Annotated in this window: 13 protein-coding genes; 8 read left to right on the forward strand and 5 right to left on the reverse strand. The window is 42.2% G+C overall.

Annotation, left to right across the window (positions count from 1 at the left end; translation table 11 throughout):
• Positions 1–34: 34 nt before the first annotated feature.
• The 3 genes from ACRRSW_RS10870 (at position 35) to ACRRSW_RS10880 (ending at position 5,191) form a co-directional block, all read left to right on the forward strand.
• Positions 35–838 carry a M91 family zinc metallopeptidase gene (locus ACRRSW_RS10870; RefSeq protein WP_432453205.1) on the forward strand — a complete coding sequence of 268 codons (804 nt, stop codon included), beginning with the start codon at positions 35–37 and terminating at the stop codon, positions 836–838.
• A gap of 22 nt (positions 839–860) precedes the next feature.
• Complete coding sequence (locus ACRRSW_RS10875; protein WP_432453204.1) at positions 861–1,445, forward strand: hypothetical protein; 585 nt, start codon at positions 861–863, stop codon at positions 1,443–1,445.
• Positions 1,446–2,689: 1,244 nt separating this feature from the next.
• On the forward strand, positions 2,690–5,191 hold the full coding sequence (locus ACRRSW_RS10880; protein WP_432453203.1) for a pectinesterase family protein: 2,502 nt from the start codon (positions 2,690–2,692) through the stop codon (positions 5,189–5,191).
• A gap of 71 nt (positions 5,192–5,262) precedes the next feature.
• Here ACRRSW_RS10880 and ACRRSW_RS10885 read toward each other — a convergent pair whose 3' ends face one another.
• Together ACRRSW_RS10885 and gap are read right to left on the reverse strand one after the other, a co-directional pair.
• Complete coding sequence (locus tag ACRRSW_RS10885; RefSeq protein ID WP_432453202.1) at positions 5,263–6,111, reverse strand: D-hexose-6-phosphate mutarotase; 849 nt, start codon at positions 6,109–6,111, stop codon at positions 5,263–5,265.
• 63 nt (positions 6,112–6,174) lie between these two features.
• Positions 6,175–7,170, reverse strand: coding sequence for a type I glyceraldehyde-3-phosphate dehydrogenase (gap, locus tag ACRRSW_RS10890; protein WP_432453201.1), 996 nt, complete (start codon positions 7,168–7,170; stop codon positions 6,175–6,177).
• Between the two features lie 317 nt (positions 7,171–7,487).
• On the opposite strand from gap, the gene malQ reads away from it, so the two are divergent.
• The 4 genes from malQ (at position 7,488) to msrB (ending at position 14,607) form a co-directional block, all read left to right on the forward strand.
• Positions 7,488–9,683, forward strand: a complete 2,196-nt coding sequence (gene malQ / locus ACRRSW_RS10895) for a 4-alpha-glucanotransferase (protein WP_432459344.1) — start codon at positions 7,488–7,490, stop codon at positions 9,681–9,683.
• A 172-nt stretch (positions 9,684–9,855) separates the two neighbouring features.
• A complete protein-coding gene (glgB, locus tag ACRRSW_RS10900) occupies positions 9,856–12,066 on the forward strand; it encodes a 1,4-alpha-glucan branching protein GlgB (protein WP_432459345.1) in 2,211 nt (736 codons plus the stop codon).
• Between the two features lie 46 nt (positions 12,067–12,112).
• The gene (gene glgX, locus ACRRSW_RS10905) at positions 12,113–14,212 is read left to right on the forward strand and encodes a glycogen debranching protein GlgX (protein WP_432459346.1); all 2,100 of its coding nucleotides are present in this window, start codon (positions 12,113–12,115) and stop codon (positions 14,210–14,212) included.
• A complete protein-coding gene (gene msrB / locus ACRRSW_RS10910) occupies positions 14,209–14,607 on the forward strand; it encodes a peptide-methionine (R)-S-oxide reductase MsrB (RefSeq protein ID WP_432453197.1) in 399 nt (132 codons plus the stop codon). The genes glgX and msrB overlap by 4 nt, the downstream gene beginning before the upstream one ends.
• A gap of 10 nt (positions 14,608–14,617) precedes the next feature.
• On the opposite strand, the gene ACRRSW_RS10915 is transcribed toward msrB, so the two are convergent.
• Positions 14,618–15,436 (reverse strand): DUF2989 domain-containing protein, encoded by an 819-nt coding sequence (locus ACRRSW_RS10915; RefSeq protein WP_432456182.1) that lies wholly within the window; start codon positions 15,434–15,436, stop codon positions 14,618–14,620.
• 176 nt (positions 15,437–15,612) lie between these two features.
• Here ACRRSW_RS10915 and ACRRSW_RS10920 point away from each other — a divergent pair, with 176 nt between their 5' ends.
• Positions 15,613–15,888 (forward strand): YeaC family protein, encoded by a 276-nt coding sequence (locus ACRRSW_RS10920; protein ID WP_432453196.1) that lies wholly within the window; start codon positions 15,613–15,615, stop codon positions 15,886–15,888.
• Between the two features lie 3 nt (positions 15,889–15,891).
• Here ACRRSW_RS10920 and ansA read toward each other — a convergent pair whose 3' ends face one another.
• Both ansA and sppA read right to left on the reverse strand, forming a co-directional pair.
• Entirely contained in the window at positions 15,892–16,902 is a 1,011-nt protein-coding gene (ansA, locus tag ACRRSW_RS10925; RefSeq protein ID WP_432453195.1) for an asparaginase, read from the reverse strand.
• 81 nt (positions 16,903–16,983) lie between these two features.
• Positions 16,984–18,816: a signal peptide peptidase SppA gene (sppA, locus tag ACRRSW_RS10930; protein ID WP_432453194.1), complete on the reverse strand. Its 1,833-nt coding sequence runs from the start codon at positions 18,814–18,816 to the stop codon at positions 16,984–16,986.
• Positions 18,817–18,872 lie beyond the last annotated feature (56 nt).

The following is an 18,872-nucleotide window of genomic DNA, read 5'->3' on the forward strand; positions in this document are numbered from 1 at the left end:
CCTATGTAGTTTAGATAAAATAAGAGGCATCAGTATGAATGACAAAGCGAAAAAAAGGCAAGTTGTCGTTGGCCAAGCGGGTAAGTCCGATAGCGACTTACACCGTCATGTACGACAGCATCTACGTCATATCGCTGCTCAGCCAACATCATCTAGTCTGCAGCCTCCCGTAATCCAGAAGCGACGTGATGCTAAATCGCAGCTTAAACCAGTGACCGAAATTAGCGTCGCACATATTCCTTCGGTCTCGATCATCCGTGATGGTGCGCATGCTGTCTATCAAACAGGCAGCGCATTGCTAGATTTCACTTTAAGAGCAAAGCGAGATTTAAACTTACTGTTAGCCATGGAGTCAGGACAGAAGGTTTTCGATACGATTCATGGTTCGGGCTATAAAGTGAAAATTCAAGATCGAGGCGATAAGCCCAAACACGGAGGCTCACAAAAAGCGTTGGATAGATTAGATGCGAAAACCAACGGTGTAGGTTCAGATTCCTTAGTGCCCCATCAGACTGACCGTTCAGTTCTCGAACCACGGTCGCATGCAGCTCCAAGTTCTTCAGTTATCAGTTTGGGACATGAACTTATTCATGCTACTCATTCCGCAACTGGAACCCTACAAAGCTGTAAACATGATAACTATCATGTTTCGCCAGGGGTAATAAAAGAGGAGCGTGTGACCGTAGGTGCCGCCGATGGAACTGGAGGAAGCAATGGACTACCAACGGAGAATTCCTTGCGGATTGATTTGGCCAAGCAGCATCAAGGGATCACGCCAACATCCAACGGACAATTTATCCCACGATTAAAGTACGGAAAAATGGATTTGAATTTCTAAATAACGAAGTAGGAGAACTGCAATGCCAAGTTATAAAGAAAGATACGCCCGCTATAAAAAAGAAGTAGATGCCAGTATGGGAAAATCACTCGGAGGATGGGGGCAGTTTAAAGCGTTATTTGCCCCAAATAAGAGTTTTTCCACGGCTAGAAAAGCTGCTATTGACCAAGCAGAACAAAATCATCTCGGTGCAACCACTGCTGATAAACAAGCGGATCGCCTTTACCGACCATTTAATCTTATTGGAACCACTGGTACCGATGATGCGCATAAAACTCGCTATTATCGTAGCAGTAGCGGTACTTTTGGGCACATTACTCCATTTCACAGTCCTCATAATGTTGGCCGGGAACCTGCTCGTAAACATGCCGATTACCACATGGAAAATGTAAACGGTCGATTGCATGAATATATAGGCGACAAATTGATACATCCTTCGAGAAACCCCTTTGTTCCGATTACTGATGATACTCAAAGAGGGCAGCATCATGCCCAAGTTGCTCATTTCGATTATATTAAACATCATGGGCGGAGAGACAGTGTTATCTATCGGCATAATCCGATGCCAAATATCCGAGCTGAACCTAAGGACTATCAACAGGGCTAGTGGCTGATAAAACCCGCGAAATCTGGCATTTGTACAAATTGTGATAAATTAACATGGAACAATTAGTGTCTGTGAGTCACCGCAGAGTATCGGAAGGAATAGGTTCTATTTCTAAATTTTAGGCGTTTAATCGATGTTTGTCAGTGAAGATACTGATAGGTTTTGAAGCTTGATTTTCATAAAACATACGGAACCATGGAACGCTACGGGTTTAGTGTTTTTATTGAAAAAATACTAAACCCGTAAATCTCTTGCTCTTAAAATATAAATCAAACTACTCCAAGGCATCCCTTTATTCCCCTCTGCTGATATTCTATTTTTTAGTAACATCTGTTAACTTATTTCTTGATGGCATAACAAACAACTAAAATTTATATTTAGAGATTTTTGGCTTCGTGGTTAATTATTTTTATTGCTCCGCCGATAGATTTTTGCATGTGATTATCGGTCTAATTTTATTCTAGATTCATGCGCGGGTTTGTTTTTTATAAAACAAGTTTCTTTTTTTTAAAACGTTGGTTTGTTTTTATATGGTTATGTATATAGCAGGCGGTTCTTTCTGGTTTAGGATTGCGTTATCGCTGGTATTTATGAATGACAAGCTTAGTTTTATCCTTTAAGTTTTTATTCTATTTAAATTTCATTTATGGCTGTTGGTATAAGGCCTGTCGTCCAATTCACTTCCAGATAAGCGCTAGTTTTAATCCACTCTTATATGATCTATGTAAGTCCTTCACTTTGTATCTTGGAATCATTTAATCGCGCAGTTTTCTGTAATCATCGAAAAGTTAAGATGAACCATAAGTGTTTGATGAGCTAAAAATTCCGTTTTTCGCAATACTTACGTCGGATAAGTTCATCTAATCGAGTTTTGAGTATGATAGGTATTTGTTGCTAGCACTCTGCTGTCAGTACAAAATTAGAAATTATTTACTCGGTAAATACCTGTTCTAAGAGCGAATTTGGAATAGCTTCAGTTTTTCGGTTTAGTTGTCATAGTTGTACTAAATTTAAAGTGTTGTTTTATTACCACAAATAAAAATAACCATAATTGTCTATTTTGTCAAAATAGTTTCTTATTGAAACGTTGTTCTAAAAATATTTGATCAGATTCAAAAAATATACAAAAAATCGTTTTAAATTAAATCGTGGATCACATAGTTGTCTGAGTAAATATTTTTTTAAGGTGCTTCCATATATTGTATTTGTATTGCTAAATGCAACTCATCGATAAGGAAATATTAATGAACAAAAGATTTGTACTCTCTGTTTTAGCTGCATCTATCGGCCTTGCCGGTTGTGGTAGTGACGACGATAGCGCCAGCCGTATCGTGGTTGAGCCTGCTGTTGATAATTGTAAAGATATGGATAATTTATATTTTTGTGACGGCTTCTCAACGGATAACATGGCAACTAATTGGAAAGTATTGGCGGTTGAGGGAGCAAATGATGGTACCGCAGCCGGTACATTTGATATCCCAGCGAACAAAGGCTATTTACGTTATAACGCAGGTGGTAAGGGGGGGGAGATCCTACTTGCTAGTGATGCTGCAATGGCTGATGTTCCATCAGGTAACTATTTTGTGGAAGCGAAAATTCGTCCTCGTCAAAATGGTACCACAGCCAATAAACAAATTTTCTTAATGGGCCGTTACGACAGCGAAGGCAACTGGTTTGGCGGTGGCTTGAATGTGCAAAACTCTCCTTCGAGTACTCAAGTTGAAGCGGTTATAAGTACCGACGGATCGATTAGCCGGCCAGTACAGTCTAAAAGACCGATTGCCTTAGGAACTAGAAATACTGACAGTGAAACCTTTGAAGACGGTACTTGGTATGTGACTCGATTTGAAATGATCGACAATCATCTTAGCGTATATTTGGACGGTGAGTTTATCGGTACAACCGATAGTGATAAGTATCAGTCTACTGGTAAGTTTGGTCTCTTTACGAATAACCGCGCCTTTGAAATCGATTATATTAAGGTAGGTGACCCAACAATCAAACCAGTACAATTGACTTTAGATTATATGTCGACAGCTTGGGAGAACGCCGTTGCAGGGGGAGACCCGTTGGTGGTTAATGTTACAGCTGTACAAAGCGATGGAACTACCGAAGATACTTATGAGGTTTCGTCTAGTGACGAAGATGTTGTGCTGGTAAACGAAGTCAATGGTCAGGTGACCATTGAGCCTATGGCCGAAGGTACTGCGGTGATTACCTTTATCTCAGGTTCGGATGCTGATTTAACCAAGTCTATTGCAGTGACCGTTAATCGCGCATTTGTAATGCCAACAGCTGATTATGGTGATTTGAGTGGTAAATTGATGCCAGCAATCGATAGCACGGAGCAATTTATTGATGGCCAACTTTCTATCACTTTTGATGATGATATAACTTTAGGTGAGATTGGCGAAATCCGTATTTATAAAAACGGTACAACCACTGATCCCGTCGACACGATTAAAGCAATGAATGAGCTGAATGTTCTTGGTTACGAGGGACAGGATAAACGCCGAGTGGTTAACTTTAATCCTTTAAGTGTGGGTGACGATGGTAAGACTTTAAAGATCGCATTGCACGACGGCGTACTCGATTACGGCACAAGCTATTATGTGGTAATTGGCGAAGGGCTGGTTAAAGGCTCTAAATTGAACGGAAATAACTTTGTCGGCCTCGGCGCGAATAGTAATTGGAAGTTCACAACAAAGAGTGCTCCTGCAACTGGTGCAGATGTCACAGTCGGTCCTACTGGTCAGTTTGCCTCTGTTCAAGGGGCGTTAACTTACTTAATGAAGAACGTCGATAAGAATGCAGCCAAAACAGTTACCGTTCAAGAAGGGACCTATGAAGGGCTATTGTTCCTCCGCAGCGTGAATAATGTCACTATCAAAGGTGCTGGTAAAGACAAGACTTTCATTCAATACGATAACTATGACACCTTAAACGGCGGTGGTGGTAAGAGCTCTGCAGGCACTTCTTCAGCCGAAGGTGGACGTGCGGTATTCTTGGTCGAAACCGTGGATAATCTCGTGCTGGAAGATCTTACTCTGAAGAATACCCATGTACGCTCAAGTGCATACTCTAACCAAGCTGAAACCATTTACTTCAATAGTCCATACCGTTTAATCGCGAAAAACGCTAACTTTATTAGTGAGCAAGACACATTGTTATTGAAGGGATACACTTGGTTCTACAATACGCTGGTGGCTGGTAATGTCGATTTTATTTGGGGTTACAGTGTCGCTTCTGTGTTTGAAAATAGCGAAATCCGTACTTTAGGGGATTCAAAATCTGGCGTTGAGGTCGAAACCTCGGGTGGTTACGTATTACAGGCTCGTACGGCAAATGAAGGCGATCCTGGATTTGTATTTATTAATAGTAAATTTACCAGTGGCGTAGGCCCTGTTGGTAATACTGTGAAAGATGGTTCAACCTATTTTGCACGGAGTAGCGGTAAATCGAATGCCTACGATAATGTAGTCTTGATTAACAGCCAAGTAGGTCCACATATCGCAGATATTGGGTGGGCAGGTAAAGATGTGAACGGTCAACCTGCGCCGAAACCAGCATCAGCAACATCTGGCTGGAGAGAGTACGCAAGTCAGGATCTGACAGGTAATGCACTTGATGTAACAAAACGCGAAAGTGGTATTGTGCTGAGTGCTGAAGAAGCGGCACCTTATTTAACTCGTGATAAAGTATTTGCTAGCTATAACGATGGATCTGGTTGGAAACCTCAACCTTAAGCTAAGTTGATTGAGAGGAAGATAATGTTGTTTGCCTCCGGCTTGTCCGGAGGCTTTTTTTGTCTGGCTCGTTATACAATTTGTTGCTCTAGGCTGTGGGATTGTTTTGGCTCTAAGTCGATGGTTGTTTGGGTGAGGGCTGTTTCGATACAGATAAACTGTGTTGAGTACTGTTGGATGTCGACCATATTGCTTGCCAGTTCAGTGCCTGGATTCCAGACCACGACCGAATTATGACCGCGGTGATGAATGTTGACCAAACCGTAAGATGAGTCGAGTCGAGTCGTTGCTTCTGGCTGTAAATAAATTCGGTCGGTTCGGGGTGCTAAAGAGAATGGTTCTGTGACCGTAACATTTTGGCGAGTGACTGAATCAAAATAATGATCGCCCAAACCAGTAATCTGTAGTTTAGCCACATCTGCGCAAAAATAGCTGTGTAGCGCGCCATTAAAACTAAATATTTGCTCGCTGTTATTGGTCGTTGTTAATTGAATACTGGCTTGTTGATTCAGAACATACTCACACTTCAAGTCGATAAGGGGATCTAAACGGCTATTCAAACGGAATATTAGTTTACATTGTTGTTCAGTGGTGTCTATTTCTTCCAGGTGCCAGTCATTGATCCTTGCATATCCGTGCCCCGGCAGACTTGGATTTGAATCGCCAAAACTAGGCCAGCAAATGGGCACGCCACCACGAATAGCGCTACCAGGCTCGAACTTAGTGATTGGACTGAGCCAGAGTTTTTCTTGTCCAAGATTTGGACGAAAACTAAGTAATTGTGCTCCTTGCTGGGAAATGAGCGCTTTCACCTTAGGATGGTCAACCCAATAAAATAACATCCCAGCGGTGTTCATGACTTCGAAGACGGCATTATCGATTTGTTTTACAACCTGTAAGTTCAATCGTTCAAGAATCATTATTTGTTCTCCCCAAAAAAAAAGCGACCCGAAGGGTCGCCTTTGAAAATTTAGTTACAGTTCTTATTTTGAAATGTGAGTAATTAAATCAAGAACTTTGTTTGAGTAACCGATTTCGTTATCGTACCAAGATACAACTTTAACGAATTTGTCAGTTAGGGCAACACCAGCCGTTGCGTCAAATACTGAAGTCTGAGTCTCACCAATGAAGTCTTGAGAAACAACTGCATCTTCAGTGTAACCAAGTACGCCAGCCATTTCGCCTTCAGAAGCGGCTTTCATTGCTGCACAAATTTCTTCGTAGCTTGCTGCTTCTTTAAGGTTAACTGTTAAGTCAACAACAGAAACGTTAGCAGTTGGTACGCGGAAAGCCATACCAGTTAATTTGCCGTTTAACTCAGGAAGAACAACACCTACTGCTTTCGCTGCACCAGTTGAAGAAGGGATGATGTTTTGAGAAGCACCACGGCCACCACGCCAGTCTTTCGCTGAAGGACCGTCTACAGTTTTCTGAGTTGCAGTGGTTGCGTGAACAGTGGTCATAAGACCAGATTCGATGCCCCACTTGTCGTTTAATACTTTAGCAATCGGTGCTAAACAGTTGGTTGTACAAGAAGCGTTAGAAACGATGTCTTGGCCAGCGTAAGACTCTTGGTTTACGCCCATTACGAACATAGGCGTTGCGTCTTTAGAAGGACCAGTTAAAACTACTTTTTTCGCACCAGCGGTGATGTGTTTACGAGCAGTTTCGTCAGTTAGGAAGATACCAGTTGCTTCAGCAACTACATCAACACCAATTGCGTCCCATTTAAGATCTTCAGGGTTACGCTCTGCAGTTACACGAACAACATTACCGTTTACGACTAGGTTACCGTCAACGACTTCTACGCTACCGTTGAAACGGCCGTGAGTTGAATCGTATTTTAGCATGTAAGCCATGTAATCAACGTCGATTAAATCGTTGATGCCTACAACTTCAAGGTTGCTGCGCTCAACAGAAGCACGGAATACGAAACGTCCAATACGGCCAAAACCGTTAATACCAACTTTAATTGTCATAGTGATACCTAATGTTCCTAGTTGTTAGAAGATGTATAATTTGGTTGTAAACTTACAACATTCTGAAATTTCTTCAAGTCGAATCGACAATTAATTTGCGCGATATCAATTAATGATTTAAAAATGACCAAGCCTACTTTCCAAATAGGAAGTATTGGGTGAGTCGTTAAAAAAAACAACCTAAATAGCCTAATCTCAGATAAAATAAATAAAGCGAATGTTGTGCTAGATCGATAAATCGAGCTTTAGGATGAGTACAATACAGACGCAAAAAAATAATAATTAGTTAGATACAAAGCAATAACTTGGGAAATGTTATGTCAGATCAAATCATTGAACAGTTGGTAAAGCTTCGCGGCATAGAAACCAACTACGTTGACGCTTGGGGGAATCCGACTCAGGTCGTGCCTGAAAGCAAAGTAAAATTATTAAAAGCACTGGGTTACCCTGTAGATGATGCAGAGCAATTAGCGCAAAGGTATGAAGAGGATGTATTAAATTACTGGCAGCAGCTTATGCCTACCGTTAAAGTCGTGCGAGTAGCACAGCAATACCCTCTAGAGATTAGAGTTCCAATTGAGTTGGCTAACAAAACCTTTAGTTGGAAACTAGAAACGGAACAAGGTGAGGCGTTTAAAGGCCAAGTTGTCCCCGTGGATGGTGAACTAGTTGAAGCGCATGCGATTCACGATGTTGAGTATCAGACTTACATCGTTCTTTTAACGATTGAGCTTCCGATTGGATATCACCATTTGAGTTTGTCGTTGCAAGGAGGGCGCAAAGTTCTTGCTGAAACTCGTTATATCGTTGCGCCCCAAGCGGCTTATATTCAACCAGAAATTGCTTCAGGGAAAAAAATATGGGGGCCAAGCGTCCAGTTATATTGTTTACGTAGTGAAACAAACTGGGGTATTGGTGATTTTTCTGATCTCAAATTGTTAGTGAAAAACATCGCAGCTAGTGGTGGTGACTTTGTTGGATTAAATCCTATCCATTCTCTTTATCCAGCCAACCCTGAGGCTGCAAGCCCCTATAGTCCCTCTTCTCGTCGCTGGCTAAACATCGTTTATATCGATGTAGAGGCGATTGCTGAGTTTGCAAACTCAGAGGCAGTGGCTTTGGTCGAGAGTTCGGTTTTCCAGAATCGTTTACAGCAACTTCGTAAAAGTGAATGGGTTGATTACACTGGTGTTACCGAAGCGAAACTTGAAGCTTTGAGATTGGTTTTTAAACAATTTCAAACCATTCAAAAAGGTCGTAGTAAAAGGGCAAATGCATTTCGGTCTTTCATTAAGGAAGGTGGCGAAAGTTTAGCCGCTCAAGCCACCTATGACGCCTTGCAGGAACATTTGTATAATAATATCGGTAATGCCTGGGGTTGGCAGGCTTGGCCAGATGAATATAAAGAGTATCACTTGCCAGGTGTCGCTCAGTGGGTGAGCGAAAATCAATATGCAGTGGATTTTTATCTATGGCTGCAATGGTTAGCTGATGAGCAACTTGCCGAAGTTGATGCTGTGGCGAAGGCTTCGGGAATGGTGATGGGACTTTACCGCGATTTAGCCGTTGGTGTGAGTGAGGGAAGTGTTGAAATTTGGGCAAACGGTGATCTATATAGCTTAGATGCTAGTGTTGGCGCGCCACCCGATATCCTTGGACCTTTGGGGCAAAAATGGGGTCTTCCCCCTATGGATCCAGCAGTGCTCGAAGCACAAGCTTATCAACCCATGATTGACCTATTCCGTTCTAATATGCGCTCCTGTGGATCTTTACGTATCGATCATGCAATGGCTTTATTGCGACTTTGGTTGGTGCCTGTAGAAGATTCTGCCGATAAGGGTGCATATATTTATTATCCGATCCAAGATCTGTTAGGTATTCTTGCCTTAGAAAGTCACCGTAATCAATGTTTGATCATTGGTGAAGATTTGGGCACCGTTCCTGATGGAATTTTTGAAATCTTACAAGAAAATGGGGTTCACTCTTACCGAATTTTCTTCTTTGAACAAGCTGCTGATGGCGGCTATATTTCGCCGTCTCATTATCCAAGCCAAGCAATGGCCGCGGTGACCACTCATGATATGCCGACTTTACGCGGTTTCTGGCATTGTGATGATTTGGCATTAGGTCGTGAATTGGGGATTTACCCCGATGAAGCAGTGTTACAAAGTCTTTATCAAAGCCGTCATGACAACAAACAGAAGTTACTTGATTCACTGCATGGGCATCACAGTATTCCTGATTATATTTCTCGTGATGTGAATTGGGTCGGAATGGACCGTGGATTGAATTACGGTATTCAAGTTCATATGGCGAAAGGAAGTTGTAATTTACTTTCAGTTCAATTGGAAGACTGGATGGAAATGGATAAACCGGTGAATGTTCCAGGTACATCTAGCGAATATCCCAACTGGCGCCGGAAATTAACTTGGAATTTAGCGGACTTGTTTGGTAATGATGATGTACAACATTTAATGCAGCAACTCACTGACGCTCGCCTTAAAGCCAGTTAAGTTTTGTGTTATATATCATCAAGCGCTCTTTGGAGCGCTTTTTTTTTTGCTTATGAAAATGCTTTCGATCTCACTTTAGTGGTCATTTATGCAGAAAAGCAAGGTGACTTGCGCTAACCTAAGCTTAACTTAGTAAATTGTCATATTCTCAGGATCTTAAGGTGAGTAAATAATGAAACGATCTTTGTCTTCTCAGGTTTCTCGGTTAGTTCAACAGTTGTCTAATGTTCGCTTAAAAGAGCCATTTAGTGTGCTTGGTTTAAATCAAGATAAAAATAAAACAGGGCTGGTTTTAAGAGCTTGGCAACCAGATGCTACAGCGATTACGGTTAAATCTTTATCGGGAGAAATCTTAGGTTCAATGCAACAACTCGCTAAGCAGGGGTTGTTTGAGTTGAAGTTCGACACTGAGCAACGTTTCAACTACTGCCTCGAAGTTGATTATGGCAAACACACTCTCGCAGTTATCGATCCCTATCAGTTCACAGAAGAGGCCTATGAGGGATTAGCAACTATGTCCCATGCGCCTGAAAATATTTATCAGGTACTTGGGGCCCAAGTCAAAAGTTTAGTGGTAGACGGCGTATCAGTGAATGGGGTGCGTTTTGCGGTATATGCACCAAGCGCCTTTAGTGTGAGCTTGATTGGTGATTTCAATCAATGGGATGGGCGTCGCATGCCGATGCAGCGTTCTTTAGATGGTCACTGGGTATTATTTGTTCCGGGTTTGGCGGCAGGAACTAAATATAAATATGAACTTAAAGATCTACACGGGAACAGCTTGCCGCATAAAACTGATCCTGTCGGTTTTTACGCGGAGCAATATCCGTCTTTTGCTTCGGTGGTGTGGGATCATAGCCAATATCAATGGAACGACCAAGCTTGGATTGAATCACAGCTGAATGACAAACTTACCCAGCCAATGAGCATCTATGAAGTGCATTTGGGATCTTGGAAACGAAAAGTTGAAGGGCAAGAAAATCAGTATCTTAGTTATCGTGAATTGGCTGTCGAACTCGTTAATTACATTAAGGAGATGGGTTACACCCACATTGAGATATTACCAATCTCTGAGTTCCCTTTCGATGGATCTTGGGGATACCAGCCAATTGGCTTGTTTGCACCCACGAGTCGTTTCGGTAATCCAGATGATTTAAAATATTTGATTGATCAATGTCATCAGCATGGTATCGGTGTGATTGTTGATTGGGTACCTGCACATTTTCCGAGTGATTCCCATGGATTAGCTAAATTTGATGGTACGGCTTTATATGAGTATGAAGATCCCCGTCGTGGTTGGCATAATGATTGGAACTCTTACATTTATGACTTTGGACGCGATACCGTTCGTCAATTTTTAGTGGCGAGTGCCTTAATTTGGTTGGATAAATTTCATGTCGATGGTTTACGCGTTGATGCTGTGGCATCGATGTTATATTGGGATTATTCACGGGAAGAAGGTGAGTGGGTACCAAATGTTGACGGTGGTAATCATAACTATGAAGCAATCAGTCTTCTAAAATGGTTTAACGAAGAGGTATACCGCCAGTATCCACATGCGATGACGATTGCTGAGGAGTCAACTGCTTTTGCTGGCGTTTCTCGTCCAACCTTTACCGGTGGCCTTGGTTTTGGGTTTAAGTGGAATATGGGTTGGATGCATGACTCCCTGACCTATATGCAAAAAGACCCTGCCTTTAGAAAATATCACCACAGTGAAATTACCTTTGCGATGGTGTACAACTACGATGAAAACTTCGTATTACCGATTTCTCATGATGAAGTTGTTCATGGTAAGGGCTCATTGATTGGTAAAATGCCAGGTGATGAGTGGCAGCAAGCGGCAAATTTACGCGCGTATACTGCGTTTATGTTTGCCCACCCTGGCAAAAAACTCAATTTCATGGGGACCGAATTTGCGCAGTCAAGTGAATGGAATCATGACACGAGTCTAGAATGGAACGTCTTGAAATACCCTAAACATCAAGGTCAACAAGCACTGGTTAAACAACTGAATACCGTCTATCGCAGTCATGCTGCTATGTATGAAGGTGACTATGATACCCAAGGATTTACTTGGATAGATTTAGATGACTGGGAAAACAGCATTCTAGCATTTCAGCGTAATGCGTTAAGTTTTCAAGAAAGCTTGTTTGTTGTGTGTAATTTTACACCAGTCCCTCGAGATGGTTATCGTCTGGGTGTGCCAGAGCAAGGTCGCTATCGGATTATCCTTAATACCGACTCAGAGCTGTATTGGGGAGGGAATTATGATGCAGGCATAGAGTTCCAAAGTGAGGCGATTACTGGCCATGGTCGAGAAAATTCCATCATATTAAACTTGCCTCCGTTGGCAACATTGTATTTAATCAAAATAGATTAGTTTTTGACAAGCCCCCTTGTAACACGAGGGGGGAAGTAAGGTTCGCATGTCTATAAAAAGTCAACTTCAAGCACTACCCATTCGGCTGAGTGCAGAGCAAGTCTCACCTGGCTGTAGTTTTCCCCTTGGGGCAAGCCTTGACCAAAATGGCTGTAATTTTTCAATTAACGTGGGTGATGCCAAACACGTTGAATTGTGCCTATTTGACTCGGATGAAAACGAGATATCACGGATTGTATTACCGAGTAAGCAGGGAGGGATAAGGTTTGGTCACATCGCAGGAATTAAAGCGGGTCAGTATTACGGATATCGAGTATTCGGAACTTATCAACCTGAACACGGTTGTTGGTACGATCCCCGCAAGTTAATTCTAGACCCCTATGCTAAAGCGATTTCTCGGTCTTTGATTTGGGATGCAAAGGCCTATCAAGAGGATGATGTGACAATGATTCCGAAGTGTATTGTTGTTGACGACGACTTTGATTGGCAAGGTGTCGGTAAACCCAATATCCCACGCCATGAAACTATTTTATATGAGACCCACGTTCGAGGCTTTAGTCAATTAAAACCGGACGTAGATCCAGAATTACAGGGGCGTTATTTGGGGTTGGTGAGTGCCCCAAGCATTGAGCATTTTAAAAACTTGGGCATTACCAGTATTCAATTACTGCCTATCGCAGCATTTATGTCTGAGCCTCGCTTGAAAGCTTTAGGTTTGAGTAACTACTGGGGATATAACCCGATTTTATTTATGGCCGCGGAGCCGCGTTATGCAGCAAATGATGCCTTAGTTGAATTTAAAACCATGGTCCGTGAATTTCATCGCCATGGTTTAGAAGTGATTTTGGATGTGGTGTTTAACCACACAGCAGAATCGGGTGCGGATGGACCAACGTTGTGTTATCGCGGACTTGATAACAAAAGGTATTATTTATTTGAGCAGATTGGTGACAGCCCTAATTATAGTCAGTATACGAATAATACTGGTTGTGGGAATAGCGTGAGTTTAGATCACCCCATTGGACTGCGCTTAGTGCTTGATAGCTTGCGTTATTGGGTAGATGTTATGCAAGTCGATGGCTTCCGGTTCGACTTAGCGGTTAGCCTGGGCCGAGAAAATAATCATTTTAGTAGTCATGCTGCATTCTTCAAAGCGATCGCACAAGACCCCATTTTGTCTCAAGCTAAGTTAATCGCTGAGCCTTGGGATATTGGTCAAGATGGATATCAATTAGGTCGCTTCCCTGAGCGTTGGATGGAATGTAACGATCGATTTCGTGATACTTGTCGAGCATTTTGGAAAGGAGAGCACGGTTTGCTCGGCCAGATGGTTACTCGAATGATGGGCTCCAGAGATATGTTTCTTGCTAGCCGAAGAAGTATCCATAGCAGTGTTAATTATATTTGTTACCACGACGGTTTTACTTTAGAAGATTTAGTGAGCTACGAGCAACGTCACAATTATGCGAATGGCGAAGAGAATCGGGATGGACATGGGCATAATATTTCAGCAAATAACGGTGTTGAAGGCGTAACTGAAAATAAGAAAGTCTTGGCATTACGTCGTAAACAGAAACGAAATTTATTGGCGACCCTGATGCTTTCTCAAGGCGTTCCTCATTTTCTTGGTGGGGATGAATTGGGCCGCACCCAGCAAGGAAATAATAATGCTTATTGTCAAAATAATAAGATTAGTTGGTTTGATTGGACCTTGGATAGTACGCAGCAACAGTTTTTGGATTTTACGCAGAAGCTGATTAAATTACGTAAGCGTTGTCCGTTATTTAATCATTTGCAATTGGAAAATGATAGTTACGAGAAATCCCATTATAGGCACCATAGTGTTCGCTGGTATCGACATGATGGTTTACACATGCGCCAAGAAGACTGGCATGATGCCCACGCATGGTCGGTTGCAGTGGAATTACGTTCTGTTCGAGACCCGAAAGAACGTTGGTTTTGGATCATTAATGCCTGTGATCACCCCATTGATTTCACCATTCCGAATGTAGAAAGTAGTTTTATTTGGGTGCAACAAATGGACACAGCTACTGATAATTCTATTTATTCGAAGAAACTTATTGCCCCTGACAGCCTTAAGTTAAGTGCCAACTCCATGTTACTATTAGAACAAATTCCTTCATGAGTCATCGTGTTTTGTTTAAAGAAGAGCAGGAGTGGCAACAGCTACTTGATCAATTAACTTTCCAAGTCACAAGAAAAGGGGCGACCGAACGTCCGTTTAGTGGCAAGTTATTACATAACAAAGAACAGGGCAGTTATGCTTGTGTTTGTTGTCAACAGGTGTTATTTCAATCTGATGCAAAATTTGATTCTGGTTGTGGCTGGCCGAGTTTTGATCGTGTTTCTGACCATCAAGCAATTAAGTTTATAAGTGACAAAAGCCATAATATGGAACGGGTAGAAGTGCGTTGCCAAGCTTGTGATGCTCATTTGGGCCATGTATTTAACGATGGTCCAACGGAAACTGGCGAGCGCTATTGTATTAATTCGGTAGCGCTCGACTTTAAGGCCAAATAGACGGAGAAGTTTACAAACGATATTGTCTATTTATTATTTGTTCAGCAATGGTCTCGGCTTGTTCTTCCAATTTTTCTTGTTGTTGTTCCGTCAGGTTTAGTTGGTAATTGAGACCTGAATAATCCTGTTGAATATGATCATCAAACTGGGAAGCAATTTGAGCCCAAATATAGGCATTGTTGTAGTCTTTTAATACCATGTATTGAGAAACAATCGCTTCGGCATATTTAGCTGGTATGGTTTCATCTTCAGGAAATAGCTTGAAGGTATTTTCTAAAATAGTGATGGTTTTTTTCGCGTTCTTGCCATTGTAATACATCGCAAGTGTCCACTGTAATTCAGGTGATTTTAAAGCATCACTACCTTCTAAAGCCAAGAAACGTTGTTTAGCTTGCTTATCGCGGAGCTGCTTCCAGTGGTACATGAGTAAAAACGGGTAATCTGAATTTGTAGTTTCGGCTTCTAGGCGGGCCAATTCTTCTATCGACGTTAACATGCCAACCACTCGTTTTGTCTTACGTGATTTGTCGTATCTTGGTTCGATACTCGCTGCCAATTCTATACAAGCATTATAGTCTTTATAATCTTTGATGAGTTGGTATTTGTGCGGGTCATTAGGTTCTTTGGATTCATTATAACGGCTGAGTATGACGGCTGAACGTTCTTTTTTACACCAGCCATCTTGGTTTAGGTCTTCGCATAATTCCGGATTGTTGTTACAGACCTTTTTGGCCGATAGGCTACCAAAATTGAAAATATTAAAGCGGAGATCGCAAGCACTGAGTGCTAACGGTAAGAGTAAACATAAAAAACGTCCAGTTAGTTTCATGGTAGACAAGTCTTATTCCTGTATTATTTTTAGTATATTGCGATGCAGCTAAGGTTAGCATATTTTTATTTTATGTTGTCTTCAGCGTTACTTGAATTTTCTATTGTTCGCTTGCTTATTGCTTGGCAGTTGGTTACTGGTTTGTTAATGTTCTTATTAGATTATAGGAGTGATAAATGGATGTAGAGAAATTGTTGGCTGCAATGAGCCCCGAAATTTACCAAAACATGCTGAATGCTGTTGAAACCGGGCGTTGGCCAGATGGTAAAAAACTGAATGCTGAGCAGCGAGACCATACTCAACAGTTGGTTATTTTGTATCAAGCCAAGCATAACCATCAACCACAACACTTTACGGTTGGTACTGACGGCGAATTAGTGATGAAGTCCAAACAGGAACTGAAACGACAATATAAAGATGAGCAAGTGATTGTACAACTTACTCAATCTTGATATTCAGACTGAAATCTCGCCGCGAATGTCTTGGCAAAGTAATTCGCGGATTCGCATACTTGGTAGGTTTTTGCTTAGTAAGTAATGCAACTTAGCTAAAGCCGCTTCGGTGGTCATATCCCCACCGCTGATGACCCCAGCTTTAGCCAAGGCATTACCGGTTGCATAGCCCCCCATATTAACTTTTCCGGTTAAGCATTGGCTTAAATTTAAAACAATGATCCCTCGCTCGCTGGCCTGCTCTAGTTGTTCGAGCATCGCTGGATGCTGGGGGGCATTCCCCACGCCGTAACTCAATAGAATCAGGGCCTTAACTGGCTGTTGTAATAAATTAGCTAATACTTCTGCAGAGATCCCTGGATATAAACTGACGACCCCAATTGGTTGTGGGACGATGGGGCTAACCTGTAGTGCACTAATGCCAGTGGGCTTTATTTCTCCGGCAATAACTTCAATATCTATACCGGCTTTCAGTAGCGGGGGGAAGTTTGGTGACATAAACGCATCGAAGCCGTCTGCATGGGCTTTAGTACTGCGGTTACCCCTTAATAGTTTGTTGTTAAAAAATAGACATACTTCATGAACCGGATAGTACGCGGCTAGATACAAGGCATTTAATAAGTTTGTTTGTCCGTCAGAACGCAGCTCACTTAAAGGGATTTGAGAGCCGGTGACTATCACTGGTTTGCTAAGGTTTTCCAACATAAAAGACAGCGCTGATGCAGTATATGCCATGGTGTCGGTGCCATGTAGTACTACAAATCCGTCGTATTTTTCATAATTGGCTTGGATGTCATCGGCGATGAATTGCCAGTGGTGAGGATCCATGTCCGCAGAATCGATTAAGGGTGAGAATTCATGTACGGTAAACAGGGGCATTTCTTCACGCTTAAATTCAGGCATGGCTTCTAAGCAATCGCTCATAAAACCCGCTTGAGGAATGTAGCCTTGTTCGCTGCGTTGCATACCAATGGTACCGCCTGTATAGGCGATATAAATAGATTTTCGGTTCATCAGACTATAATTCAAAAATTTTTTGAAATTATAGTCTGATGCTTTGTTAAAGCAATCACTGCGTAGCGTTAATGCTGTAGTTTATAGCTGTTCACAAATAGCGCAGTAACTGTATTGTCCGAGTGGATCGTTAAACATTTCGAGGGCGGGTGCTTGTTCAGAGAGAGCCTTTAATAAGCGCCAATGGGGAATCAAAGCTTCTAGTGAGCGACTAATTTGGGAGTCAAACAATTGGGCAATGAATTGCTCTCTCGGATTTAGCGGAACGGTTAAGCGGTCGATTTGATAGTCTTGTAGCTCACTCATATTTGCCGCATAGGCGATAGCATCATTCAGATCACCAAGTTGGTCGATTAAACCATTTGCCAAAGCGTCTTTGCCAGTCCAGATCCGTCCTTGAGCCAGTTTATCTAATTTTGCTATTTCGATGCCGCGTCCCTCTGAAACTAAGTTTAAGAAGTCATGATATCCATGTTCAATATTTAATTGAATAAGCTGTTTTAACTCCTCCGGAAGGGCTTGAAAAGGACTTAGTTCTGCAAGCGTGGTGGTGGCGTAGCCATCACTATGGACCCCAAGTTTTGCTAGCGCGTTTTCGATTGTGGCAAACATCCCGAAGATACCAATCGAGCCCGTAATGGTGGTTGGGCTGGCAAAAATTTGGTCGGCACTGGCAGAAATCCAATATCCGCCGCTAGCAGCAACACTGCCCATAGAAACCACGACAGGGATCCCTTTGGTTTGGAATTGCTGGAGTTTATTGCGGATCAGCTCAGAGGCAAAGGCACTTCCTCCAGGGCTGTCAACCCGCATCACCAACGCTTTGACTTGGTCATCTTGCAGGGCTTGGTCGAGTTGTCTTAACACTGTATCAGCGGCAATTACCTTCTCTTCACCTTCGCCCGAAACGATCGGCCCTTGGGCGACTAACAGGGCGATTTTGTTATCGTTTGCCTCGCTATGACTTAAAGTTCTTGATTGGGCGTAATCTTGGTAGCTGAGGTAGTGATAACCTAGCTTGTTATCGGCTTCACCAAATTGTTCAACAAAATATTGTTTTGCTTGATCTCGTGTAACCAGTTGATCAACTAAACCAAAGCGTTCTGCATAGAGGGCTGAATCGCCTTCAACCGTGGTTAAACGCTGTATCAGTCGCTTTGGTTCAGGGACTAGCTGCTGGGCATCAAGTTTACGATTTTGAGCAACGGTAATTAAATAGCCTTGCCACAGCTGATCCATCCAATGGGCTAAATCTTGTTTCGCTTCTGGTGACATATCGTTGCGTATGTAGGGTTCAACAAATGATTTGTGAGTGCCAACCCGAAATACATGAGTACTCACATCAAGCTTGTCGATAACATCTTTATAAAATAAACGACGAGAGTTAATACCGCGCATCAATACTGCGCCTTTAGGGTTGAGTAGCAATTCGTCGGCAAAGCTGGCTAAGTAATACTGGTGTTGATCATAATAGTCAGCGTAACTCAGGATTGGTTTGTTGCTGCTTTTAAATCGTTCCAGAGCTTGGCCAATGATAGCGAGTTTGGTTTGACTGGTCGGTGGAAGTTGGTCCAGTGATAGAATAATACCGGTAATATTGTTATCTGTTGCGGCGGCATCGATGGTGTCAACCAAGCGTTGTAGATCGATTTCTTTTTCCTGAGGATTACCCACTAACTCATTACTTAGTTCCGTCATTGGGTTAAGTCGTTGCCGTTGTTCTACAATTTGACCATCTAAATTGATGCGTAGCGCCGAAGCTTCAGGCTCAGTGCTTGGCGGCTCGCTCACTTGATTTATCGCTACGACAACGATAATTATCATGCCGATAAGTAACAAATTAACGATCAGTGAACGAATAAAATTTAAGCTTTTCCAGAATAGACTGAAGAGGTTTTTTATAAATTTAAACACTGGGACCCACTTATTAAAGTCAACGATGGATAAACGTTAACATAGACCCGATAAAC

The organism is Agarivorans sp. QJM3NY_25, assembly GCF_050870875.2.
Lineage (GTDB): Bacteria > Pseudomonadota > Gammaproteobacteria > Enterobacterales > Celerinatantimonadaceae > Agarivorans.